Source organism: uncultured Brevundimonas sp., assembly GCF_963975535.1.
Classification (GTDB): Bacteria; Pseudomonadota; Alphaproteobacteria; order Caulobacterales; family Caulobacteraceae; genus Brevundimonas.
In genome coordinates, this window is sequence record NZ_CAXBHE010000003.1 from 123,505 (window position 1) to 148,200 (window position 24,696).

At 68.8% G+C, this 24,696-nt stretch carries 20 protein-coding genes; 13 read left to right on the forward strand and 7 right to left on the reverse strand.

Annotated elements, in window-relative coordinates; genetic code table 11:
* The first annotated feature begins 53 nt into the window (after positions 1–53).
* Positions 54–1,073: an NAD-dependent epimerase/dehydratase family protein gene (locus AACZ75_RS04795; RefSeq protein WP_339871578.1), complete on the forward strand. Its 1,020-nt coding sequence runs from the start codon at positions 54–56 to the stop codon at positions 1,071–1,073.
* A gap of 90 nt (positions 1,074–1,163) precedes the next feature.
* On the opposite strand, the gene AACZ75_RS04800 is transcribed toward AACZ75_RS04795, so the two are convergent.
* A complete protein-coding gene (locus AACZ75_RS04800) occupies positions 1,164–1,865 on the reverse strand; it encodes a polysaccharide biosynthesis/export family protein (protein WP_339871579.1) in 702 nt (233 codons plus the stop codon).
* A gap of 220 nt (positions 1,866–2,085) precedes the next feature.
* Between AACZ75_RS04800 and AACZ75_RS04805 the strand changes: the two genes are divergently transcribed.
* The 4 genes from AACZ75_RS04805 to AACZ75_RS04820 are packed head-to-tail and all read left to right on the forward strand — an operon-like array spanning position 2,086 to position 6,246.
* Positions 2,086–3,342 (forward strand): GTP cyclohydrolase II, encoded by a 1,257-nt coding sequence (locus AACZ75_RS04805; RefSeq protein ID WP_339871580.1) that lies wholly within the window; start codon positions 2,086–2,088, stop codon positions 3,340–3,342.
* Positions 3,329–4,570 carry a URC4/urg3 family protein gene (locus tag AACZ75_RS04810; protein ID WP_339871581.1) on the forward strand — a complete coding sequence of 414 codons (1,242 nt, stop codon included), beginning with the start codon at positions 3,329–3,331 and terminating at the stop codon, positions 4,568–4,570. The genes AACZ75_RS04805 and AACZ75_RS04810 overlap by 14 nt, the downstream gene beginning before the upstream one ends.
* Positions 4,570–5,220, forward strand: coding sequence for a uracil phosphoribosyltransferase (upp, locus tag AACZ75_RS04815; protein ID WP_339871582.1), 651 nt, complete (start codon positions 4,570–4,572; stop codon positions 5,218–5,220). Before AACZ75_RS04810 ends, upp begins: the two co-directional genes overlap by 1 nt.
* A gap of 9 nt (positions 5,221–5,229) precedes the next feature.
* Positions 5,230–6,246 (forward strand): M48 family metallopeptidase, encoded by a 1,017-nt coding sequence (locus tag AACZ75_RS04820; protein ID WP_339871584.1) that lies wholly within the window; start codon positions 5,230–5,232, stop codon positions 6,244–6,246.
* Positions 6,247–6,281: 35 nt separating this feature from the next.
* On the opposite strand, the gene AACZ75_RS04825 is transcribed toward AACZ75_RS04820, so the two are convergent.
* The 3 genes from AACZ75_RS04825 to AACZ75_RS04835 form a co-directional block, all read right to left on the reverse strand.
* Complete coding sequence (locus tag AACZ75_RS04825) at positions 6,282–9,860, reverse strand: M1 family aminopeptidase (RefSeq protein ID WP_339871585.1); 3,579 nt, start codon at positions 9,858–9,860, stop codon at positions 6,282–6,284.
* Positions 9,861–9,870: 10 nt separating this feature from the next.
* Positions 9,871–10,749, reverse strand: a complete 879-nt coding sequence (locus tag AACZ75_RS04830; protein ID WP_339871586.1) for an ABC transporter ATP-binding protein — start codon at positions 10,747–10,749, stop codon at positions 9,871–9,873.
* A gap of 93 nt (positions 10,750–10,842) precedes the next feature.
* Entirely contained in the window at positions 10,843–11,256 is a 414-nt protein-coding gene (locus AACZ75_RS04835; RefSeq protein WP_339871587.1) for an AprI/Inh family metalloprotease inhibitor, read from the reverse strand.
* 157 nt (positions 11,257–11,413) lie between these two features.
* On the opposite strand from AACZ75_RS04835, the gene AACZ75_RS04840 reads away from it, so the two are divergent.
* Together AACZ75_RS04840 and AACZ75_RS04845 are read left to right on the forward strand one after the other, a co-directional pair.
* Positions 11,414–13,147 (forward strand): type I secretion system permease/ATPase, encoded by a 1,734-nt coding sequence (locus AACZ75_RS04840; protein ID WP_339871588.1) that lies wholly within the window; start codon positions 11,414–11,416, stop codon positions 13,145–13,147.
* A complete protein-coding gene (locus AACZ75_RS04845; protein WP_339871589.1) occupies positions 13,144–14,517 on the forward strand; it encodes an HlyD family type I secretion periplasmic adaptor subunit in 1,374 nt (457 codons plus the stop codon). The genes AACZ75_RS04840 and AACZ75_RS04845 overlap by 4 nt, the downstream gene beginning before the upstream one ends.
* Positions 14,518–14,521: 4 nt before the next feature.
* On the opposite strand, the gene AACZ75_RS04850 is transcribed toward AACZ75_RS04845, so the two are convergent.
* The gene (locus tag AACZ75_RS04850; RefSeq protein ID WP_339871590.1) at positions 14,522–16,672 is read right to left on the reverse strand and encodes a malate synthase G; all 2,151 of its coding nucleotides are present in this window, start codon (positions 16,670–16,672) and stop codon (positions 14,522–14,524) included.
* A gap of 61 nt (positions 16,673–16,733) precedes the next feature.
* A complete protein-coding gene (locus AACZ75_RS04855) occupies positions 16,734–18,335 on the reverse strand; it encodes an alpha-amylase family glycosyl hydrolase (protein ID WP_339871591.1) in 1,602 nt (533 codons plus the stop codon).
* A gap of 373 nt (positions 18,336–18,708) precedes the next feature.
* On the opposite strand from AACZ75_RS04855, the gene AACZ75_RS04860 reads away from it, so the two are divergent.
* On the forward strand, positions 18,709–20,196 hold the full coding sequence (locus AACZ75_RS04860; RefSeq protein WP_339871592.1) for a DEAD/DEAH box helicase: 1,488 nt from the start codon (positions 18,709–18,711) through the stop codon (positions 20,194–20,196).
* Between the two features lie 114 nt (positions 20,197–20,310).
* Here AACZ75_RS04860 and AACZ75_RS04865 read toward each other — a convergent pair whose 3' ends face one another.
* Positions 20,311–21,069 (reverse strand): molybdopterin-binding protein, encoded by a 759-nt coding sequence (locus AACZ75_RS04865; protein WP_339871593.1) that lies wholly within the window; start codon positions 21,067–21,069, stop codon positions 20,311–20,313.
* 163 nt (positions 21,070–21,232) lie between these two features.
* Here AACZ75_RS04865 and map point away from each other — a divergent pair, with 163 nt between their 5' ends.
* The 5 genes from map to AACZ75_RS04890 all read left to right on the forward strand — a co-directional run bounded on the left by map (position 21,233) and on the right by AACZ75_RS04890 (position 24,649).
* Positions 21,233–22,057 carry a type I methionyl aminopeptidase gene (gene map, locus AACZ75_RS04870; RefSeq protein WP_339871877.1) on the forward strand — a complete coding sequence of 275 codons (825 nt, stop codon included), beginning with the start codon at positions 21,233–21,235 and terminating at the stop codon, positions 22,055–22,057.
* A gap of 60 nt (positions 22,058–22,117) precedes the next feature.
* Positions 22,118–22,891, forward strand: a complete 774-nt coding sequence (radC, locus tag AACZ75_RS04875) for a DNA repair protein RadC (protein WP_339871594.1) — start codon at positions 22,118–22,120, stop codon at positions 22,889–22,891.
* Entirely contained in the window at positions 22,888–23,403 is a 516-nt protein-coding gene (locus AACZ75_RS04880) for a GNAT family N-acetyltransferase (RefSeq protein WP_339871595.1), read from the forward strand. Before radC ends, AACZ75_RS04880 begins: the two co-directional genes overlap by 4 nt.
* Positions 23,404–23,474: 71 nt before the next feature.
* Positions 23,475–23,720, forward strand: coding sequence for a BolA family transcriptional regulator (locus AACZ75_RS04885; protein ID WP_339871596.1), 246 nt, complete (start codon positions 23,475–23,477; stop codon positions 23,718–23,720).
* Positions 23,720–24,649, forward strand: coding sequence for an oxidoreductase (locus AACZ75_RS04890; RefSeq protein WP_339871597.1), 930 nt, complete (start codon positions 23,720–23,722; stop codon positions 24,647–24,649). The genes AACZ75_RS04885 and AACZ75_RS04890 overlap by 1 nt, the downstream gene beginning before the upstream one ends.
* Positions 24,650–24,696 lie beyond the last annotated feature (47 nt).

Here is a 24,696-nt window from a genome sequence, read left to right on the forward strand (position 1 = left end):
GACGCAGCGGCCCTCCGAATGTGTCGCTTCCGCTTCAAGGCGTTCCGTTTCGCATGACCCGTCCTGTTCTCGTCACCGGCTCGGCCGGCTTCATCGGCTTTCACACCGCCCTGAGACTGCTGGCGCGCGGTGAACGGGTCGTCGGCCTCGACAATATGAATGACTACTACGACGTATCGCTGAAAGAGGCCCGGCTGGCGCAACTGACCGCCCATCCAAACTACCGCCACCATCACCTCGACCTCGCCGATCGCGAGGGCATGACCACCCTGTTCGCCGGTGACCGACCCGACCGGGTCGTTCATCTCGGGGCCCAGGCCGGGATTCGCTACAGCGTCGAAAACCCGGAAACCTATGTCGATTCAAACATTGTCGGCTTCCTGAGTGTGCTTCAGGGCTGTCGCGATGTCGGAGTCGGTCATCTGGTGTTTGCGTCGACCAGTTCGGCCTTCGGGGCCAATGGTACCCTGCCCTATTCGGTGAAACAGGGTGTGGCCCACCCGCTGAACGTCTATTCGGCGACCAAGATCGCCAATGAGGCCATGGCCCACGCCTATGCCTATGTGTTCGGCCTGCCCTGCACAGGGCTGCGGTTCTTCACCGTCTACGGACCGTGGGGTCGGCCCGACATGGCCCTGTTCAAATTTACCGGAGCGATCCTGAAAGACGAGCCGATCAACGTCTATGGCGACGGGCAGATGGAGCGCGATTTCACCTATATTGACGACATCGTCGATGGCGTGATCGCGGCCCTCGACGCCCCCGCCGTCCGCGATCCGGCATGGAATGCGGCGGCACCCGATCCCTCGACCAGTGGCGTCGCGCCCTGGCGCATCCTGAATCTCGGAGCCGGCCGCCGGGAACGGCTGCAGCGCTATATAGAGGTTCTGGAAGACAAACTGGGGCACAAGGCCCTGCTGAACGTAATGCCCGCCCAGGACGGCGAGATGATCCGGACCGAGGCGGATATCACCGAGACCCGGGCCGCCCTGGCTTACGCGCCCGTTACGCCGATCGACGTCGGGGTCGGTCGGTTCGTCGACTGGTATAGCGACTTCTACGGCGTTCCCTGAACGCCGGGAGCTGAGGCTCCGGAATCTCCGTCCTGACAGCAACCGGTCTCGACCACGACAGCCCGCCTGCCGACGTCCGTCCGCTCGTCGTCAGGGCCTGAAGACATAGGCGAAGGAGGCGAGGGCCGGCAGTGATGCAATGACAGTTTGCATCGCAACGCTGAGCCTTGAGGTATCCACGATCACGACGTCATCGCCCTGGAGCACAGGATCGAGCGCGTAGCCGTCGCGGATGGCCGTCATATTGAACACCGCCACCATGCGTCGACCCTCAACGTTCCGGAATACGGCGACGCTTTCAAGGTCAGCGACCTTCGTCGCCCCCTTGGCCATGGCCACCGCCTGCAACAGGGTCGTCTGGCCCTTGGTCTCATAGACGCCGGGCTCGGTGACGGCACCGTCCACGGTGATTTTCTGACTCCCGGCCTCGGCGACGCGCACCGTCACCTGGGGATTCTGCAGGTAGCGGCTGGCCAGCCGGGTCCGGATGTCCGCGCCCAGCTCGGACGGGGTTCTGCCGGCCGCCTGCACCGAGCCGATGAGGGGCATTTCGATCAAACCCAGGGCGTCGACCCGAATTGCGTTCTCACCCACGAAGGTGAGGTCAGGGACCTGGAACACGATGACATCCAGGCGATCGAGCACACCGATCTGGTTGCTGACGATCTCCACCGGACCATCATTGGCGATGGCCAGCGCCGTCATCGTCGTGATGCCGGCCGTCTCCCGTGGCGTGCTCGCGCAACCCACAAGGACAGTCGCGAGAAGGGCAATGGAAACGTTGCGCATCATGGTGGGTGGATCCCGAAAAGCAGGCCGGTTGGAACCGTAGCGGTGAACCGGCCAGAACCGACTGCAATCCCTAATCCAGACCACCGGGCGCTGTCGACCCGCCGCGACGGCCGATTAACTGAAATCGGCCGTCAAAGCCTCTGGACAGACCGCCCCCGGGGTAGTCTCGTGGCGAGTCCGGCGCAGAGCAAAAACAACAGCCGGGCATGAGGCAGGAAACATGTCGTCCAATCGAACGAGCCACATCCGGCTCAACTCCCACCCCGGCGCAGGTACCGAGTCACGCTTTCCCCTTCGCTGGGGTGCCGAAACGGCGCGTGAGCGCGGGCCGGTCGTCGGCACCGTCAATTCGGGCAGCGACCGCAATGCCATCGGCGCGCACGGCGGAGCCTATTCGGTCTATCGCGCCCTTGCGGTGTCATCGGGGGCGATGACCGCCAACAACCGGCCGGACCTGACCAACACCGCCCCGACCAATGTCATGGGACCGTTCCCGCAGTGGCAGGACGCGGGCCAGATCGTCTCGCTCGACCCGTGGGGCCATCTGGTCGCCGAAGCCTTCGCGCCCGAAATCGCGGACGGGGTCGACATCCGCCCGACCATCGCCGTGACCCGGGCCCGACTGCAGCTGGGCGAGATCGGCGAGGCCATCGGCGCGGGACGGCTGAAGGTGGACGGCAGGATCGTGTTCGAGACCGGCGACGTGGCCGTGACCAAGGCGGCCATCGATCCGGTCTGGTACCTGCCCGGCATCGCCGAACGGTTCGGCGTCAGCGAGACAGCCCTGCGCCGCACCCTGTTTGAACAGACCGGCGGCATGTACGCCGACCTCGTCACCCGCCCCGACATCAAGGTCTTCCTGCCCCCCATCGGGGGCATCACCCTGTATATTTTCGGCGACCCGGCCGCGATCGCCGACCCGCATCGCCGCCTGACCTGCCGGGTGCATGACGAGTGCAACGGCTCGGACGTGTTCGGCTCGGACATCTGCACCTGTCGCCCCTATCTGACCCACGGCATCGAGGAGTGCGTGCGCGAGGCCCAGGCCGGCGGGGCGGGGTTGATCGTCTATAACCGCAAGGAGGGCCGGGCCCTGGGGGAGGTGACCAAATTCCTCGTCTACAACGCCCGCAAGCGCCAGCCGGGCGGCGACCAGGCCGCCACCTATTTCGAGCGCACCGAATGCGTGGCCGGGGTCCAGGACGCGCGGTTCCAGCAGCTGATGCCCGACATATTGCACTGGCTGGGCATCACCCGCATCGACCGGTTCGTGTCGATGTCGGACATGAAATACAACGCCCTGACCGGTTCGGGCATCGAGATCGGCGAACGCGTGCCGATCCCCGACCATCTGGTGCCGCCCGATGCCTCGGTCGAGATGGAGGCCAAGAAGGCCGCCGGCTATTTCACCCCCGACGCCCCGCCGTCGGCCGACGACCTGACCCGTGTGGTGGGCCGCGACCTTGAGCAGTTCTGAAGCGGCGCAGGCGCGCAGCCTGCTCTCCGCCGCCGCCGTCCGTGAACGCGCCCATGAAATGCTGGCTATCGGCGTGGCCGGGGGGCTTGAACACTGGCGCGTCGATCTCGACCGCCTGCCCGCCGTGGCCACGGCGGTCGCCGGCGTGATCCGCGCGCAGTATCCGGGTCTGGAGGTCCCCTTCCACGCCCGCTGGCGCCATTTCAGCGTCGACGGCGTCGATCTGTGGGGGCCGGCCGCCGAGGCCCGCGACTGGCTGGACCCGGCCTCGCGGGCGCGGACCGAGTTCGACCTGGCCATCGTCTCGGTATTGTTGGACGCCGGCTCCGGGCCCGGCTGGTCCTACAAGGATGACCGCACCGGTCGCACCCTGACCCGGTCCGAGGGTCTGGCCATCGCCTCGCTGCGGATGTTCGAGGCCGGGGCCTTTTCCATCACCGAGGATGACCCCTGGCGGGTCGACGCGGTTGCGCTGACCATGCTGACGGCGGACGACCTGGCCCGCGGCTTCCAGGTCACGGCCAAGAACCCGCTGGTCGGGCTGGAGGGGCGTGCGGCCCTGCTGCGGCGGCTGGGACAGGCCTGTCTGGCCGAGCCCGACCTGTTCGCGCTGGAAGACGAGCCCCGACCCGGCGGCCTGTTCGACGCCATGGTCGATCGCGCCGACGCGGCCGACCGCCTGCCCGCGCCGGTCATTCTCGAGGTCCTGCTGCAGGCCCTGGGCCCGGTCTGGCGCGACCGGCTGACGCTGGACGGCGTCGACCTGGGGGACACCTGGCGGCACCCCGCGATGCAGCGCGACGACGCCACCGACGGTCTGGTGCCGATCCACAAGCTGTCGCAATGGCTCAGCTATTCCCTGGTCGAGCCGCTGCAGACGGCGGGCGTCGCGGTCACCGATCTGGACGGGCTGACCGGCCTGGCCGAATACCGCAACGGCGGCCTGTTCCTGGACATGGGGCTGCTGACGCTCAAGAACCCCAGCGACGCGGAAAAGCCGTGGCCGGTTTCCGATCCGCTGGTGGTCGGCTGGCGCGCCATGACCGTGGCCCTGCTGGACAAGGTCGCGCCACTGGTGCGGGCCGAACTGGGCGTGACCGCCGAACAGATGCCGCTGGCCAGCGTGCTGGAGGGCGGGACCTGGGCCACCGGGCGCCGCGTGGCGGCCGAACGACGCGCGGGGGGCGGCCCGCCCCTGACCATCCTTTCCGACGGCACGGTGTTCTGATGAAAACGACTCCCCTGACCCTCGACGGCGTCACCGCCATCGATCACCCGCTGGTGCAGCACAAGCTGACCCTGATGCGGAAGAAGGACACCTCGACCGCCCAGTTCCGGCGACTGCTGCGCGAGATCTCAACCCTGCTCTGCTATGAGGTGACCCGCGACCTGCCGCTGGAACCGGTCGAGATCGAGACCCCGGTCGAGGTCGCCACAGGCCAGCAATTACAGGGCAAGAAGCTGGTGTTCGTGCCGATCCTGCGCGCCGGCCTGGGCCTGGTCGAGGGCATGCTGGAGATGGTCCCCAGCGCCCGTGTCGGCCATATCGGCCTGTATCGCGAACCCGAGACCCTGGATGCGGTCGAATACTATTTCCGCGCACCCGAGGACGTGGCCGAACGACTGTGCATCGTCATCGACCCGATGCTGGCCACCGGCAATACGGCGGTCGCCGCCATCGACCGGCTGAAGGAACGCGGGGTGACGCGGCTGCGCTTCGTCTGTCTGGTGGCCTCGCCGGAAGGGCTGGAACGGCTGCGGGCCTGCCATCCCGATGTGCCGATCTGGACGGCGTCGGTGGACCGCAAGCTGAACGACCATGGCTATATCCTGCCCGGTCTGGGCGACGCGGGCGACAGGCTGTTCGGCACCCGCTAGGATCGGTCCATGCGCATGACGGGCCTGAACGAAGCGGCGGCGGGCGCGATGGCGGTGGCCCTCGGCCTGGCGACGGCTGCCTGCTCCACGCCCGCACCCGGCGGTGCGGCCGCCGGCGGCGGCAGCGCGGCACCGGCCGCGCGGCTCGAATCGCTGGTGGCGCTGGACCGGCGCGTCGCCGCCGTCGGCTATCGTCTGACCACCGCCAATGTGGACCTGTGCGCGTCGCGCCGCGACGTCGCCGGCTGGACCCTGCACGCGGCCCGTCAGTACAGCGACGCCCTGCGGCCGGTGGCCGAGGCCCGGTTCGGGCTCGACGGGGACCGGCCCGGCGTCCTCGCCGTGGCCGACGGCAGTCCTGCGGCCCGGGCCGGGCTGGCGGCCGGGGACCTGCTGGTCCGGGTCAACGGCCAGGACCTGGCGCGGGGCGACGGCTCCGGTCCGCCGTCCCACGACGGCCTGGCCGCCAATGTGGCGCGTCTGGATCAGGCGCTGGCCGCGGGGCCGGTCGTTCTGGACGTGCGGCGCGGCGACACGACCCGGACCGTGACCCTGCAACCCACACAGGCCTGCAGCAGCTTTTTTCAGGTCGACCCGTCCGGCGAATACAATGCCCGCGCCGACGGCAAGGGCGTGTTCATCAGCTCGACGATGGCCGCCTATGCCGCCGATGACGACGATCTGGCGATGATCCTGGGTCATGAACTGGCGCACAATGTGCTGCAGCATCGCCCGCCCCCCGCGCCGCTGGGCGAGCCGGATCCGGTGCCGGAAACCGCCCTGGCCCGCGGCGATCACTGGACCCAGGAGCGCGACGCCGACCGGGTCGGCCTGTATCTGATGGCGCGGGCCGGGTTCGATACCGCCCGGGCCCCCGGCTTCCTGCGCCGCTTCGGGGCGGACAACTGGCGCGTCCGCTATGCCCAGGTCGGCCACGCCTCGGCCGAGGCGCGGGCGCGGGCGCTGGAGGCGGCCCATGCCGAAATCATCGCCCGGCGCGCGGCCGGACAGCCCCTGCGTCCCTGAGCCCCCACACCCTCCGGCATGGGGGTCAGGAATCGCTAGTCGACCGCCTGCACATTGTCGTCGGACTCGCGGTCGATCCACTTGTTGTAGGGATCGACCCCGGCGTGGGTCGGGCGGGTCGCAGTGACGAAGCGGAAGGTCTGGGTGCCGCTGCGCAGGGGCCGACGCTGCATCAGCAGCACATTGGCCGGTTCAAACCCGGGCTTGCCCGGCTCGGCGCTGAACAGGCCGAAGTCGAAGGTCTCGTTCAGCGGAGCCTCGGTCTCCACGCCCTGGCCGTCGGCGTACAGCTTGCGCGCCTCGACCACCAGGGTCACATCCCAGCGACCGTCCGCCCGCTCGGCCACGGAGGCCGAGGTGGTCTTGACGTCATACAGGGTGATTTTCTCGAACAGGTCGGTGATCAGCGCCTGTTTGTCCGCCGGAGCCTCGGCCCGCAGGGCCGCGACCAGATCCAGCGAGCGCGGATAGGGGGCGGAGCGGAAGCCGAAGTCGGCGATCAGGCGACGCAGGGCGCGGTTGACGGCCTCCTCGCCGATCTGGTCGCGCAGCAGATACATGACCAGTCCACCCTTCTGGTAGTGGATGTACGGCTGGTTCTCGACCCGCTGCAGCGGCAGTTCCTCCAGCCGCTCCATGCCCCGTGAGCGCAGATAGCGGTCCAGCTCGTACTTGAGGAATTTCCGGATCTGGTCCGGCCCGTACATCTTCTCCATCACCATCAGGGCCGAATACTGGGCCAGGGTCTCGGACAGGACGGTCGAGCCCTGCTGGGCCGAACCGATTACCTGGTGCGCCCACCACTGGTGCGCGAATTCGTGGGCCCCGATGTAGGTGACGTAGTCGATCTTGGACGGGTCGGAGAGGTCGGCGATGAAGCCCAGCCCCTCGCTCCAGGCGAAGGTGTTGGGGAAGGACTGGGCGAAGCCGGCATAGTCCGGGAATTCGACGATCCGGGCCTGGCGGAACTGATAGGGACCAAAGGCCGGCTGGAAATAGTCGAGCGACTGTTCCAGCGCGGTCATCATGCGCTCGACATTGTGGGCGCTGGGGTCGTGGTAGATTTCAAACGTCACGCCGTCGTGCACCTGACGGGTCACCTCATAGCGGGCCGACTGGACCGAGAAGAACATCAGGATCGGGGCCTCGGTGACGAAGCGGGCCGTGCGGCGATCACCGGTGACCGTGTCGGACACCCGGTAGCCGGGGGCCACGGCGATCTGGTCGGCGTCGGTCGTCACCGTGATGTCGGCATTGACCCAGTCCACCCCGATATAGTTCCTCGCCTGCGCCGCCACATCTTCCAGCTTCGGCATGCGCAGTTCGGCCGGCAGACCGTGTTTGCGGCGCTTGGCCCGGTCCTGCAGCAGCATGTTGCGGTCCATGCCGATCGTCGGGGCGAATTCGCCGTTGCTGACGAAGGTGCCGTTGTCGACGAGCCGGGTGGTGTTGCCGCTGTTTCTGAAACCCCGCTGCTCGAACAGGGTCTCGAAGGTGACCGTGCGGGTTTCGCCGGGCTGCATCGGGGTGGCGAATTTGTAGATACGGTACTGGAAATCGGGCCAGTCACGATCGGGCTTGGCCCCCTCGACGTCCAGCCGCACCATCTCCAGATCGTCGTTCCAGCGCAGGTGGATTTCGCCGAGCGGGGCGGTGGTCCGGTTGGTGATCACATAGGTGCCGCGCGTCGTCAGGCGCGGCGCATGCGGATACAGGTCCAGCACCAGCCGGACGTCGGTCACCGCCGGCTGCGGGACGTTCTCGAAGCCCAGCAGGGTCTTCTCGTAATTGACCAGACGCAGTTCCTGGGCGTCACGGCTGCGGTAGTCGTTCCAGACATTGGTGTTGACGAAGATGAAGGCCCCGAGCCCGACGAAGGCCACCACGGCCGCCCCGCCGATCAGGCCCGCCGGACCCGCCAGCCGCCGCGGCAGGCGTCGCAGACGCGGCAGCAGTCGCGTCTCGGTGCCTCGCCGCCACAGGCCGTAGGTGATGACCATCAGGATCAGCGCAAAGGCGGACCAGTAGGCGTAACCCCAGGCGGCGAAGGTGGCGAAATCACCGCGACCGTTCATGTCCGACAGCGGTACAGCCGCCGTCTGGCCGTAGCGGTACAGCATGTGGTCGAAGCCGAGGTTGCCCAGCACCAGGGTCGAGATCAGATAGAGGACCATGATGGCCCAGCCGACGAATTTGTTGGGCGACAGGGCCTGGATGAAGATGGCCAGAACCGACAGCAGGATGAAATAGGTCGCGCCGGGCAGGACGTACCAGACCAGGTATTTGCCGAACTCGTAGTCGGTGTAGCCCTTGATCGTCTGGACCAGGACGCCGGCCAGCACCCCGACCAGCAGGGTCGAGACCAGGACCAGGGCCAGGGCCAGGGTCTTGGGAACCAGGAAGGTCCAGTCCGGGGTCGATGTGGCGTCGATAATCTCGTGAACCTTGCGCTCACGATCGCGCCAGACCAGTTCGCCGGAATAGTAGATGGCGACGATGATCGCGATCAGGCCGAAGGCCCCGGTCAGGGCCGAGATCACCACCCGCGTCACCAGCAGCACCGGAGTGCCGAACATTTCGCCGGTGAAGAACAGGGTGATGATGCCGAAGGCCAGGGCCAGCACGATCAGCACCAGATAGGCGGGACTGCGGAAGATCAGCGCCATCTCGAAGGCCGTGCGCGACAGCAGCTGGGCCAGCCCGCTGGCCCAGCCGTAGCCGGGCTGCGGCAGGCGGCCGGTTGGGGCCGCCGCGGCGGTCGCAGCCGGCCTGTCGGCCAGGGCGCGCAGCTTGTCGGCCTTGCCGGCCTTGGCCCCGCGGGTCGCGGGCCGGTACAGCAGCCAGGCCGAGGCCAGCACCAGGACGGCCACCGCGGTCCACAGCAGCCGGTTGCCCAGCAGCACCCCGTCCAGCGGCACCAGCAGCGTATTCTTCTCGGCCACGGTCCAGTATTTGGTGGCCAGGCCGAAGGCCGTGCCGCCGAACGGCTCGAACCAGGCGGCCAGGTCTTCCAGCTCGGGCTTGTCGCCGACCACCGTCTCGGCGATCAGATACAGGATGAAGACGGCGACGACGCCGACATAGGTGGCCATCATCGACCGCGTGACCGTGGCCAGGGCGAAGAACAGGGCCGAGGTCAGCAGCAGGCCCGGCAGGGCCAGCACCAGATAGGCATAGACATAGTCACCGGGCCGGAAGGCCCCGAGGGTCTCCGGATCGACCCACGGCATCAGGGTGCCGATCAGATTGCCCAGGCCGACACTGGTGAAACACAGGGCCACGGCGGCGAAGGCCCCGAGGAAGCGGCCGTACAGATAGTCGAATTTCGTCACACGGGTGGCGTGGATCAGCGGCCCGAACCCGGTCGAGGTATCGCGCACCACGACATTGGCGACGATCGCGGTCGAGGCCAGCATGAAGAAGATGGTGAAGATCAGATGGGCCTGGGCCAGGGCGTAGGGCGCGTTCTTGTGAACATTGCCCCCGCCGCCGAGGCTGATGTTCTCGCTGGCCACCGCGCCGAAGGCCAGCAGGCCGAAGACGAAGGCGATGACCCAGAAGGCCGGCTGGCGCAGCTGGTAGCGGAATTCGAAGGCAGCGATCTTTGCAAACATGCGCCCGGCCTCAGGCTGCGAGACGCGCGGTGTTGACGGACGCCATATAGACGTCTTCCAGCCCGCCGGGAGCCGGTTCGAACCCGTCGCCGGGGGCGTTGTCGGACAGGACGTGGATCACCGTCTGGCCGGCGAACAACCGGGTCGAGATGACGTTATAGCGGGCGCGGTGATCCTCCAGCGCCTCCTTGTCGATGACCTTGCGCCAGACGCGGCCGTTCAGGCTCTCCATCAGCTCGACGGGGGCCCCCTCCAGCTGGATCTTGCCCCCCGCCAGCACCGCCATGCGCGGGCACAGGTCCGAGACGTCCTCGACGATGTGGGTCGACAGGATGATGACGACATTCTCGCCGATCTCGGCCAGCAGGTTGAGGAAGCGGTTGCGCTCCTCCGGGTCCAGACCGGCGGTCGGTTCATCGACGATGATCAGTTCGGGATTGCCGATCAGGGCCTGGGCGATCCCGAACCGCTGGCGCATCCCGCCCGAGAATCCGGCCAGGGCCTTCTTGCGCACCGACCACAGATTGGTCTGGTTCAGCAGGGACTCGACCGTCTCCTTGCGTTCACGCACCCCGGAGATGCCCTTCAGCACCGCCATATGGTTCAGCATGTCGTAGCAGGACACCCGCGGATAGACGCCGAAATCCTGGGGCAGATAGCCGAGCACCCGGCGCAGCAGTTCGGGCTGGGCGATCACGTCGAGGTCGCCGAAGCGGATACTGCCGGAGGTCGGGGTCTGCAGGGTGGCGATCGACCGCATCAGGGTCGACTTGCCGGCCCCGTTCGGGCCCAGCAGGCCGAACATCCCCTTGGGAACGATCAGGCTGACGTCGTCCAGCGCCTTGGTGCCGTTGCCGTACACATGGGTAAGGTTCTGGATCGTCAGCATTTCGCGCCCCCTGGGAATCAAGCGCCAGCCTCGCGCGGCTGGGTCCGGAGGGCAAGTTACGGCTGGGACAGGTTTGGCTTGCGCGCCGCCGCCTCAGAACAGGGCGGTACGATCCATGCGGTAGGTCCGCCCATCGGCACCGACCCCGGTCCAGGCGTCCACCGTGTCCGGCGTAAAGGCGATCAGGGTCACGCCGGCGGCATCGACCAGACTGAACCCGGTCGGGGTGGCACGCCAGTGATGGGTCCGGCGGGCGGCCTTGAGGTCGCAGGTCTCGACCACGACCCGGTGACCGTCGCCCGCGCCCTCGCCCCTGAGGGCCAGCCGGCACAGGCCCGGCGTGGCGCTGTCGGCCGGACGGATGTCCCACAGACCGATCGGGGCCGGGATGTCGGTCGTCTGGTCCCCCTGCGGCATCGCGTCGTTCCTGGACTGGCAGGCCGCGGCCGGGGTCACGGCGAGGATCACGACCGCCACGGCGGTCGGGACCGAGAGGAAGCTCGACATCTGGCGTCTCCGGTTGGCCCCGCCCCCTTATCGCCCCCCGGCGGGCGACCGGGCAAGCGCGACGCGACGACCCCGCGACAGAATCGCCTGTTCCGGGGCGCGCCATGACGGTACACTGGCCGCCTGCCCGTCGCGCAGAAGTCGCCAGAAACGCCGCGTGTTCAAGAACCTGCTTCCCAGCCGCCCCGGCACTGAACCCCTCGCCGAAGCGCTGGTCGCCTGTCGTACCCATTTCGTCTGGGCGGCCGTGTTCAGCGCCCTGGTCAATCTGCTGTACCTGACGCCGACCCTGTACATGCTGCAGATCTATGACCGGGTGGTACCGACCGGTGGGCTGACGACCCTGCTCTTCATCACCGGCGTGGTGATTTTCGCCCTGGCCACGCTGGCGGGTCTGGACTGGCTGCGGGCGCGACTGCTGCTGCGCGCCGGGTTGAGGCTGGACCGGATGCTGGCGGGCAAGGTGCTGGCCCGGGTCGTCGACCTGCAGAGCAAGGCCCCCAATACCCAGGCCCTGCGCGAATTCGACCATGTGCGCGGGGCGCTGAGCGGACCGGGCATGCTGGCGGTGCTGGATGCCCCGTGGACACCGATCTATCTGGGAGCCTGCTTCCTGCTGCACCCGGCGCTGGGCCTGCTGACCCTGATCGGGGGCATCCTGCTGTTCGTCCTGGCCTGGCTGAATGAACGCGACAGCCGTCCGCGTCTGGCCCGGGCCATCCAGTCCAGCAACGCCGCCTATGCCGCCCAGGAGAATATCGCCGGCCAGACCGAGGTCGTGCGCGCCCTGGGCATGCGCCAGGCCAGCATCAATCGTCAGGTCGAGCAGCGCCAACAGGCCACCGCCGGTCACGCCGACGCGCAGTTCGCGGGCGGGCGCTACGGCGGGGCGATCAAATTCCTGCGCCTGACGCTGCAGTCCCTGTCGCTGGGCCTGGCGGCCTTCCTCGCGGTGCGCGGCCAGATCTCGGCCGGGGCGATCATCGCGGCGTCGGTGCTGCTGAGCCGGGCCGTGGCCCCGGTCGAGCTGCTGGTCGGGGCCTGGCCCGGCCTGGTCCAGGCCCGGACCAGCTGGAAGGCGCTGACCGACCTGTTCGCCGGCACCGCGGCGCGGGACCGGCCGCGCACCGCCCTGCCCTCGCCCGCCGGTGCCCTGTCGGTCGAGGGGGTGACGGTGCGCCTCGTGGAGAGCGAGCCGCCGCAGCTGCGTGCGGCCAGTTTCAAGCTCGATCCCGGCCAGACGCTGGGCGTGGTCGGGGCCAGTGGTTCGGGCAAGACCACCCTGGCCCGGGTTATCGCCGGCGCGCTGAAGCCGGCCTCGGGCACGGTGCGGCTGGACGGAGCCGAATACGCCGCCCGCGACGGTGACGACCTGGCCCGGCACATCGGCTATCTGCCCCAGGTGCCCAGCCTGTTCGCCGGCTCGATCAAGGACAATATCTCGCGCTTCGCCGCCGCCACCGGCACGCCGACGGAGACGGTCGATCAGGCCGCGGTGGCGGCCGCCATGGCCGCCGGGGCCCATGAGATGATCCAGCGCCTGCCGCACGGCTATGACACGGTGCTGGGTCCGTTCGGCCTGGGCCTGTCGACCGGCCAGGCCCAGCGCGTGGCCCTGGCCCGTGCCCTGTACGGCGACCCGGTGCTGCTGGTGCTGGACGAGCCCAATTCCAACCTCGACCAGGAGGGGGAGTCGGCGCTGATGTCGGCCATCCTCGCCGCCGCCGCACGCGGGGCCGCCGTGGTCATCGTCGCCCATCGCGCCGGCGTTCTGGCCCGGGTCGACCGGCTGCTGCTGATGCGCGACGGCGCCATCCAGCTGGAAGGCCCCCGCGAGGAGGTGCTTGAGAAAATGCGCACCACCCGCCCGGCCGAGACGGTGAAACGATGACCGACTCTCCCCCACCCGCGGTGGTCCTGCCGATGCCGGTGGCCACCGACCTGCCTGCGCCCCCGCCCCCGATCACCGACGCCCCGCGGCGGGAATTGCTGATCGGCGGCGTCATCATCGTCGCCTTCTTCGTGCTGTTTCTTGGCTGGGCCGCCTTCGTGCCGCTGGACGCCGGGGCCTACGCCCAGGGCCAGGTGGCGGTGTCCGGCAACCGCCAGGCGGTGCAGCACCGCGAGGGCGGGGTCGTCAGTGCCCTGCATGTCGCCGAGGGCGATACCGTGCGCGCGGGCCAGGTGCTGGTCGAGGTTTCGAGCGGCGAACTGATCGCCAACGAACGCGGCCTGACCGGCCAGGTGCTGGCCCTGCTGGCCCAGCGCGCCCGGCTGATCGCCGAACGGGATCGCGCCCGCGCCATCGCCACCCCGGCTGAGTTCGCCGACCTTCCGCCGGCCGACAAGATCCTGGCCGAAGAGGCGCTGCGCCTGCAACGCCAGCAGTTCAACGCCCGCCGCAGCGGTCGCTCGACCGAGAGCGGCGTGCTGCAGCAGCGCATCGAACAGTTGAACCAGCAGATGGAGGGTCTGGAGCGGCAGATCGAATCCAACCTGGAACAGCGCCGGTTGATCGGCGAGGAGCTGGCCGGCATCCGCTCGCTGGCGGCCCAGGGCTATGCGCCGATGACCCGGGTGCGGGCGCTGGAACGGACCGAGGCGGCGCTCGACGGCGAGCTGGGCTCGCTGCGCGCCCAGGTGGCCCGGGCGCGCGAGCAGGTCGGCGAGACCCGGCTGCAGATGCTGTCGGTCTCGACCGGACTGAACGAGGACGTGGCCGAACAGCTGCGCACCATCGAGGTGCAGCTGAACGAACTGCGGCCGCGGCTGACCGAATTCCGCGCTCGCATCGCCCGCAACCAGATCCGCGCCCCGGCCTCGGGCCAGGTCATGGGCCTGACCATCTTCACGCCGGGCGGGGTGATCCAGCCCGGCCAGACCCTGATGGACATCGTCCCGACCGACGCCTCCCAGATCATCGTCGCCCGGATCAAGCCGACCGACGTCGACAATCTGAGGATCGGCCAGGACACGGAGGTCAAATTCCCCGGCCTGCGCGAGGGCAATCCGCCGATCGTGCACGGACGGGTCACCCGGATTTCGGGCGACAGCTTCACCGACGAGACCGACGGCAGCCGGTATTTCCGGGCCGAGATCGTGGTCCCCGCCGACCAGCTGGAACGGCTGGGACGACTGGGGCGCTCCATCCGTCCCGGCAGCCCGGTCGAGGTCGTGGTGCTGCTGCGCAAGCGCACGGCCCTGGGCTATCTGGTCGAACCCCTGACCAACAACCTGTGGCGCTCGGGCAGCGAACAGTAAGGCCTCAGCCGCGCGCCCTGGCCCCGACTTTGGCTTTGGCGCGGAAGGCGTGCAGCAGGGGTTCGGTATAGCCGTTGGGCTGGGTCCCCCCCTCGAACACCAGGGCGCGGGCGGCCTGGAAGGCGAGACTGGCCTCCGGGTCCGGGGCCATCGGCCGGTACAGGGGATCGCCGGCGTTCTGGGCATCGACCCGGGCCGCCATGCGACGCAGGGCCGCCTCGACCTGGTCGGCGGTGCAGACCCCGTGCAACAGCCAGTTGGCCATGTGCTGGGACGAGATGCGCAGGGTGGCGCGATCCTCCATCAGGCCGACATCGTGGATGTCCGGCACCTTGGAACAGCCGACCCCCTGGTCGATCCAGCGCACCACATAGCCGAGGATGCCCTGGGCGTTGTTGTCCAGCTCGTCGGTGATGGCCTGTTCCGACCAATTGGCCCCGTCGGCCAGCGGCGGGGTCAGCAGGCCGTCGAGGCCGGGCACCGGCTGTTTGGCCACCCCGGCCTGGACCGCGAACACGTCGACCGCATGATAGTGCAGCGCATGCAGGGTCGCCGCCGTCGGGGACGGGGTCCAGGCGGTGTTGGCCCCGGTCTTCGGATGGCCGAGCTTCTGCTCCAGCATCTCGGCCATGCGGTCGGGCGCGGCCCACATCCCCTTGCCGATCTGGGCCCGGCCGGACAGGCCGCAGGCCAGGCCGATGGCGACGTTGCGCGCCTCATAGGCGGTGATCCAGGCGCTGGTCTTCATGGCCGCCTTGCGCACCACCGGGCCGGCCTGCATGGCGGTGTGGATCTCGTCGCCGGTGCGGTCGAGGAAGCCGGTGTTGATGAAGGCGATCCGGCCCTTCACCGCATGGATACAGGCGGCCAGATTGGCCGAGGTGCGACGCTCCTCGTCCATGACCCCGACCTTGACCGTGTGCCGCGACAGACCCAGCAGGTCCTCGACGGCGTCGAACAGCCGGTCGGTGAAGGCGCACTCCTCCGGGCCGTGCATCTTGGGTTTGACGATATAGACCGAGCCGGCGCGGCTGTTGCGGAACCGCCCCTGCCCCTTCAGGTCGTGCAGGGCGATCAGGCTGGTGACGATGGCGTCGAGGATGCCCTCGGGGGCGTCCGACCCGTCGGCCAGCCGCAGGGCCGGCGTCGTCATCAGATGGCCGACGTTGCGCACGAACAGCAGGGCCCGGCCCGGCAGGGTCACGGTCGTGCCGTTGGGCGCGACATAGTCGCGGTCCGGGGCCAGTTCGCGCGTCAGCGCCCGGCCCCCCTTGTCGAACCGGGCCGACAGTTCGCCGGTCATCAGACCCAGCCAGTTGCGATAGGCGGCGACCTTGTCGTCCGCATCGACGGCGGCGATCGAGTCCTCGAGGTCGACGATGGTCGACAGGGCCGACTCCAGCACCACATCGGCCAGGCCCGCCGGATCGGTCGCGCCGATCGGGTGGTCGCGGTCGATGACCAGTTCGATATGCAGGCCGTTGTGGCACAGCAGGATCGACGCGGGGGCCTCGGCCGGGCCGGTGAAACCGGTGAATTGCTCGGGCCGGGCCAGGGCCGGGAACAGGGCACAGTCGGCCACGCGCCAGCCGGTGACGTCCGCATGCGACCCGATCGCCAGCGGCACGGCCTCGTCGAGGAAGGCCCGGGCCCGCGCCACCACCCGCGCCCCGCGCGCCGGGTCATAGGGGCCGGCCGCCGGCAGGTCGCCCAGGGCGTCGGTGCCGTACAGGGCGTCATACAGGCTGCCCCAGCGCGCGTTGGCGGCATTGAGCAGGAAGCGGGCGTTCAACACCGGGACCACCAGCTGCGGTCCGGCCATGCGGGCGATCTCGTCATCGACCCGGGCGGTGGCGATGGCGAACGGGGCCGGCTCGGTGACCAGATAGCCGATCTCGCGCAGGAAGGCCTCGGTCGCCGCCGGGTCATGGGGCTGGCCGCGCCGGGCTTTGTGCCAGCTGTCGATCAGGCCCTGCAGATCATCCCGCACGGCCAGCAGACGGCGGTTCTCGGGGGCGAAGCGGGCGAAGATGTCGGCCACCCCGGTCCAGAAGGCCGCGACCGGCAGATCCAGCCCGGGCAGGACCTCTTCCTCGATCAGTGCGACCAGTTCCGGGGCGACTTCAAGGCCGGCGCGGGGTTCAAAGGCGGACATCAGCGGTGTCTCCGGCGGCGATGCTGCAGTGCATCATTCCCGTACCTGTAACATCCCGTGATCACGCAGGGGAAGTCGACCCCTCCCGGCACAGAATTCGTGCGGCATAGGGGGCCAGGGTCGACCCGCTGTCGTCATTGACGGACTCAATCCGGCTCCAGCCGGGCCCGCACGTCCAGTCCACGCCGCGTCCGGTCGGGTTGAAGACGCACAGCAGCCGGTCCTCCCCGGCACCGCGCTCGAACACGATCAGGTCGTCCGGCGCGTCGGCGATCCGGCGCTGCGTGCCCGTCTGCAGGGCGGGCCGCGACCGGCGCAGGGCGATCAGCCGTCGGGTCAGGGCCAGGGTCGAGTCGGGATCGCCCGCCTGGCTGGCCACCGACAGCGGCAGGTGGCGGGCGTCGACGGGCAGCCACGGCTCGACCGTCGAGAAGCCGGCCCACGGGGCCTGGTCGCGCCACGGCATCGGCGTGCGGGCCCCGTCGCGGCCGAGGGTCTTCGGCCAGTTGGCGATGGCCTCGGGATCGACCAGCCGGTCGAACGGCACGTCCGCCTGCGGCAGGCCCAGTTCCTCGCCCTGATAGAGGAAGACCGTGCCGCGCAGGCTGGTCAGCAGCATCAGGTTGAACGCCGCGATGGCCGCGCGATCGGCCTCGGGGGCCCAGCGCGACACCGCGCGCGGGGCGTCGTGGTTGGAGAAGGCCCAGGCCGGCCAGCCCTCGCCCGGCGCGCCGGTCCAGCGGCCGAGGGTCGTGGCGACCAGTTCGGAAGTCAGATGCGGCGCATAGAGGAATTCGAAGCCGTAGGAGGTGTTGATCCGGCCCTGGCCCTCGGTCAGGACGTGGCGCTCCAGATTGACGTCGTCGCCGCCCACCTCGGCCACGGTGAACCGCCCGCCATAGCGGTCGGTCAGGGCCCGGATCCGTTCGGCGAAGGCGATGATGCCGGGCTGGGACTGGTTGTGCAGCTTCAGCTGGAAATCCAGCGGCCGGGTACGCGGCCCGGGCGGGGCCGGCGGATTGTCGGTCAAGGCCGGGTCGTGCGGCGCGAAATTGAAGGCATCGAGCCGGAAGCCGTCGACGCCCCGGTCCAGCCAGAAGCGCGCCACGTCCAGCAGGGCGTCCTGAACGGCGGGCAGGTCGAGGTTCAGCTGCGGCTGCTGGGCCAGGAAATTATGCAGATAGTACTGGCCGCGCCGCGCGTCCCAGGTCCAGGCGGGGCCGCCGAACACCGATTGCCAGTTCGACGGCGGGGTGCCGTCGGCCTTCGCATCGGCCCAGACGTACCAGTCGGCCCGGGCATTGGTGCGGTTGGCGCGGCTCTCGGCGAACCAGGCGTGGCGGTCCGAGGTGTGGCAATAGACCTGGTCGATGATGACCTTCAGCCCCAGGCCGTGGGCCCGGGTGATCAGGGCGTCGAAATCCTCGAGCGTGCCGAACACCGGATCGACGCCGCAGTAGTCGGACACGTCATAGCCGAAGTCGGCCATCGGCGACGGGAAGAAGGGCGACAGCCAGACCGCGTCCACGCCCAGGGAAGCGACATGGTCCAGGTGGGCCATCACCCCCGGCAGGTCACCGACGCCGTCGCCGTTGCTGTCGGCGAAACTGCGGGGATAGATCTGGTAGATGACCCAGCCGCGCCAGTCGTCGCTCAGGCTCATGTCCGCGCTCCGTGATCCCGTGTCGCCCTGTTCTAGACCGGGTCCGTCCGGCCTGTCGCGGGGGGATGTGGCCGGGCCATGCAATCGCGCATCGCCTGTCCGCCTTGACTTCGCCGCAGTCGTGGGCCATTTGCGCTGCGTCGCACAATTGCGATTACCGGTGCGCTCCAGCGCGTGTGGGTCTTCTCCCCTTACGAAGATCTGACTGTAGCAGCGGCCGGCCCTCAAGATTCATTCGCTGCCCGGACACGCGGGGCGGCGCCCGATCCACCCCGCCGGCCTCATCCAGAGGCTCGTTCGGGACTGGCGGTGCGCGGCCTTTTCGGCGTTGAGCCATGGCTGTTGCGCGTCGCCGCACGCGAAAGAAACCAACTTGACCACCACCACATTCGAATCCTTCGGCCTCAACAAGGCGCTGCTCCAGGCGCTGGCGACCGAGGGCTATGTCACCCCCACGCCGATCCAGGCCCAGGCCATTCCCGACGTCATGCTGGGCAAGGACCTGCTGGGCATCGCCCAGACCGGCACCGGCAAGACCGCCGCCTTCGCCCTGCCGATCCTGCATCGCCTGGCCGAGAACCGCGTCGCCCCCCTGCCGCGCACCACCCGCTGCCTGATCCTGTCGCCGACGCGTGAACTGGCCAGCCAGATCGCCGAGAGCTTCAAGAGCTATGGCAAACACCTGGGCTTCAAGGTCGCCGTCGTCTTCGGCGGCGTGAAATACGGCCCGCAGGAGCGCGCCATCCAGAACGGCCTCGACGTCCTGGTCGCCACGCCCGGCCGCCTGCTCGACCATATGCAGCAGAAGACCCTGGACCTGTCCTCGACCGAGATCTTCGTGCTCGACGAGGCCGACCAGATGCTGGACCTCGGCTTCGTCAAGCCGATCCGCCAGATCGTCAGCCGCATCCCGACCAAGCGCCAGAACCTGTTCTTCTCGGCCACCATGCCCAACGAGATCGGCAAGCTGGCCGGTGAACTGCTCAAGGATCCGGTCAAGGTGTCGGTGACGCCCCAGGCCACCACGGTGCAGCGCATCAACCAGTCGGTCATCCACGTCGAACAGGGCCGCAAGCGCGCCCTGCTGACCGAGATGTTCGCCGACGACAATTTCACCCGCTGCCTGGTGTTCACCAAGACCAAGCACGGGGCCGACAAGGTCGCCGCCTATCTGGAAGCCGGCGGCGTCCAGGCCGGGGCCATCCACGGCAACAAGAGCCAGCCGCAGCGGGAACGCACCCTGGCGGCCTTCAAGGCCGGCAAGCTGCGCGTGCTGGTCGCCACCGACATCGCCGCCCGCGGCATCGACGTCGACGGCGTCTCGCACGTCGTGAATTTCGAACTGCCGTTCGTGCCGGAAGCCTATGTCCACCGCATCGGCCGGACCGCCCGCGCCGGGGCCGACGGCTCGGCCATCAGCTTCGTCGCCGGTGACGAGATGAAGCTGCTGCGCGACATCGAAAAGGTCACGCGCCAGAAGATCCCGGCCACCGACCGCCGCAACGACAAGTCGCTGGGCCTGCTCGACCAGTCGATCATGGCCGCCGGCGTCGGCACCAAGGCGACGATGCCCGATCGCGAGGAGCGTCCGCGCGGCGAGGGCCGGGGCCGCAATCCGCGTCGTGACGGCGTCAAGCTGGAAGGCGGCGGCCAGCCGCACCGCGTGCGCAAGCCGGGTCCGGGCCGCGACGCCCGCCCGACGCCCGAGCGGTCGTTCGATCCGATGGCGCGCGAGCGGCCCCGGACGACCGGCAACAACGACCCGCGCACGACCGAGGTCAAGCCCGAGGGTGAGCTGAAGCGTCGTCCGCGCAGCCGCCGCCCGTCCAACGGCGGCAAGGGCTACGTCGCCCGCGGCTAGAGCGAAATCGGTTGGGTTGGACGCAGTCCAACCCGGCTCAGATTTCGCTCCAGCTTGATGCCGGATCATTTTTTGGGTTCGGGTCGATTCGACCCGAAACAAAAATGGTCTGGATCAGATCACGGCGGCGGCGGGGATTCCCGCCGCTGTCAGATCGGCCAGAAGACCCGAAGCCGCCGCCTCCACGGCGGCTTCGTCACGTCCGCGGATGACCAGATTGGTGCCGACCTCGCCGGTGGAGCCGTGGCCGAACGGATAGCTGCCGAAGCTGACGGCCCGCGCCACCTGGGACGCGGCGGTCAGGATGTCGGCGACATCGCCCTCGCCGACGCCGCTGACCTTCAAGGTGCGGGCATGGACCACGGCTCCGGTGCGCAGGCGCGGGGCCACATCCTCCAGCATGGCGGTCATGATCTTCGGCACCCCGGCCAGCACGAAGACATTGCCGATCTGGAACCCCGGCGCGTCCGTGACCGGATTGGCGATCAGGCTGCCGCCCTCGGGGATGCGCGCCATGCGCCGTCGGGCGGCATTGAACTCACCCGCGCCGTAGCGCTTTTCGAGGATCGCCACGGCGTCCGGATGCTCCGGCAGGGCCACGCCGAAGGCCCGGGCCACGCAGTCGGCGGTGATGTCGTCATGGGTCGGGCCGATGCCGCCGGTGGTGAACACATAGTCGTGCCCGGCCCGCAGGGCATTGAGGGCCTCGATGATCTGCCCGGCCCGGTCGCCGACGGTGCGCGCCTCCAGCAGATCGATACCCAGGGCGGCCAGAAACCGGGCGAGGGTGTTCAGATTGGTGTCACGGGTCCGGCCGGACAGGATCTCGTCGCCGATGATCAGGACCGCGGCGGTGGGGGCTGGAAGGGTCATCCCTGATCCCTAGCCGCCCTTGCCGCGCCCGTCATCCAGTCCCATCTTCGAGACACGGACGCCGGGCCCTGCCTCGAAAAGGACCGGCGTTTCGTGCTAGACTTACGTTTGAGTGATGACCTGCGGGTATGCTCCCGCACCGCCGCCTTCCCGAGACCCGATGATGTACGAAACGCCCGAACTCGACCCCGACGCCTATCTGCGCTCCAGCGCCATCCGCATCCATGATGCGGAAGGGTTCGAGGGCATGCGCAGGGCCGGGCGTCTGGTGGCCGAGGCGCTCGACATGATCACCCCCTTCGTCCAGCCCGGCGTGACCACCGGCGAGATCGACGACCGCATGCGCGAGTTCACCCTCGATCACGGGGCCCTGCCCGCCTGCCTCGGCTACAAGGGCTATACCAAAACCGTCTGCACCTCGATTAACCATGTGGTCTGCCACGGTATTCCCGGCGACAAGGTCCTGAAGGCCGGCGATATCGTCAACATCGACCACACCGTCATCGTCGACGGCTGGCACGGCGATTCCAGCCGCATGTATCCGGTCGGCGAGATCAACGCCCGGGCCCGCAAGCTGATCGACGTCACCTATGAAGGCATCGAGCTGGGTCTGGCCCAGGTCAGGCCGGGCAACACCTTCGGCGACATCGGCTATGCCATCCAGCGCCACGTCGAGGCCGCCCGGATGAGCGTGGTGCGTGACTTCTGCGGCCACGGCATCGGCCGGCTGTTCCACGACAATCCCAACGTCCTGCACTATGGCCGCCGTGGCGAGGGCGCGACGCTGAAGCCGGGCATGTTCTTCACCATCGAGCCGATGGTGAACCTGGGCAAGCCGGCGGTGAAGGTGCTGTCGGACGGCTGGACCGCCGTGACCCGCGACAAGTCGCTGTCGGCCCAGTGCGAACACACGATCGGCGTCACCGAGACCGGTCTCGAGATCTTCAGCGCCAGCCCGACGGGAATCTTCCGGCCAAAATTCGACTGATCCCGCTGGACGTTCGCTTTTTGTTCTGACATCGTCTCCAGGATTGAGCCGGAGGTCGCCATGTCCAGCGTGCTGCCCTTCCCGATAACCACCCCACCTGCACCGCGCGCTGCGGCCCCGGTCTTGCGCGCGCCCAGGCCCCACCATCTGGGCCATCGGGAACGCCTGCGTCAGCGCGCGCATGACGCCGGGCTGTCCGCCCTGCCCGACTATGAACTGCTGGAACTGTTCCTGTTCCGCAGCCTGCCGCGCGGCGACGTCAAGCCGCTGGCCAAGGCCCTGCTGGCCCGGTTCGGATCCCTGGCGGCGGTGCTCGCGGCCCCGGTCGCGGACCTGATGACGGTCCAGGCCGCGGACGGCCGGGGCCGCCGCAACGGCATCGGCGGCGAAACCGCGCTGGACCTGGCGGCGCTGCACGAGGTGGCGCGCCGCATCGCCCGCGAGGAACCGGCCAAGCGCCCGGTGATCTCGTCGTGGACGGCGCTGCTGGCCTATGTGCGGCTGGCCCTGCAGCACGAACCGCGCGAGCAGTTCAGGGCCCTGTATCTGGACAACCGCAACCAACTGATCCTCGACGAGATCCAGAATCGGGGCACGGTCGATCATGCGCCGGTCTATCCCCGCGAGGTGGTGCGCCGGGCGCTGGAGCTGTCAGCCAAGGCCATGATCCTCGTGCACAACCATCCCTCGGGCGACCCGACCCCGTCGCGGGCCGATATCGAGATGACCCGCCAGGTCGTCACCGCCGCCCACGCCCTGGGCCTGGAAGTCCACGACCATCTGGTCGTCGGCCGCGACGGCGTGGCCAGTTTCAAACAACTGGGGTTGATGTGACCGTCCTGACCACCGATCGCCTGATCCTGAGCCCGGTCGCCGTCTCGGACTTCGACGACCTGTGCGCCCTGTGGGCCAACCCGACCTTTACCCAGTACATCATGGGCCAGGGCCTCTCGGCCGAGGATGTCTGGTTCCGGCTGCTGCGCGACCTGGGGCACTGGCAGGCGATGGGTTACGGCAACTGGTCGATCCGGCTCAGGGACGGCGGAGCCTATGTCGGCAGTGTCGGCGTGCTCGACTATCACCGCGACATTGACCCGCCCTTTGACGCGCCCGAGCTGGGCTGGGGTGTCGCGCCCGCCTTCCAGGGCCAGGGCTATGCGGCCGAGGCCGTGACCGCCGCCCTGGCCTGGGTCGATGACGAACTGAACGCCCCGCGCACCGTCTGCATGATCTCACACGACAATGCCGCCTCGCACCGGCTGGCGGCGCGGGTCGGCTACCGGCCCTATGCCGAGGCGGCCTACCGCGACGGGATGGTGCAGTTGCTGGAACGGCGCGCAACCTGAGCCCGGCGTAGCGGGGCATTAAGGTTTTCGCTTCATCATACCGGGCGAATGTTCCGGAGGCCGCGCCCACCATGCCCATGCCCGTCGACACCCTGCACGCGCATCTGGCCGACGCCTTTCCCGACGCCGAGATCGAGATCACCGATCTGGCCGGTGACGGGGACCATTATCGCGCCCGCATCGTCTCGTCCGCCTTCGCCGGCCTGCCGCGGGTGCGCCAGCACCAGCTGGTCTATGCCGCGCTGAAGGGCAAGATGGGCGGCGAACTGCATGCGCTGGCGCTGGAAACCGCCGCGCCCGCAGCCGGAGACGCCTGATGCGGTATCGTCCCTTTGGCCCCAGCGGAGCCGCGGTCTCGGCCCTGACCCTCAGCCTCGGTGCCGACAATATCGCCCGCGGCCCGGTCGCCGCCTGCGAACAGATCTATGCGGCGCTGGAAGCGGGCATCAACAGCTACCGGCTCGAGACGGCCGATCCTGTCCTGGCCGAGATCGTCGGCCATTCCCTGCAGCACATCGATCGCAAGCTGGTGACCGTCAGCCTGGCGCTGGGCCGGGGCGACGGTCGGCGCGGCTCCGACCGCGACTTCAGCGCCGAAGGCATGACCGCCTCGATCGACCGGGCCCTGAACGTGTCCCGGCTGGGCTGGATCGACATGGTGCTGCTTGAGGAGCCGGCCGACGAGGAACTGCCGCAAAGCTCCCTGAACGCCCTGAAGGCACTGCGGGCCACCAACCGGGTACGGCTGCTGGGCGTGTCCGGCGACGGCGAGGTGATGGACGCCTATGTCTCGACCGGGGCCTTCGACGTACTGGTCACCCCGTTCAACCTGAATTCGGGCTGGCAGGTGCGGTCGCGGCTGCGGGCCGCGTGCGAACGCGACATGGCGATCTTCGCCTATGACTATTTCCCGTCCGCCCTCGACACCGAAAAAAAGGCGGCGACGCTGGACCGGCCGGTCAGGAAGGGCCTGTTCGGGTTCGGCGGCGGTGGACGCGCGAAGAACGATCCGCTGGCGGATGTCGGCACCTTCGCCTTCCTGCACCGCACGCCCAACTGGTCGGCCGAGGCCATCTGCCTGGCCTATAACCTGACGGACCCGTCGATCTGCAGCGTCGTGATCCAGGCCGACGACGCCGAGCGGCTGAACGCCCTGGCGCTGGTGCCCGAACGCGACATGCCCCCCGGCCTGGCCGCCCAGATCGAGATGGCCCGGGTCGCCTGCGCCGGTTCCGTCGCCGCCTGACCCCGGTCCACCGGGTCTCTGCCGCGGTCACGATCGCACGACCGTCG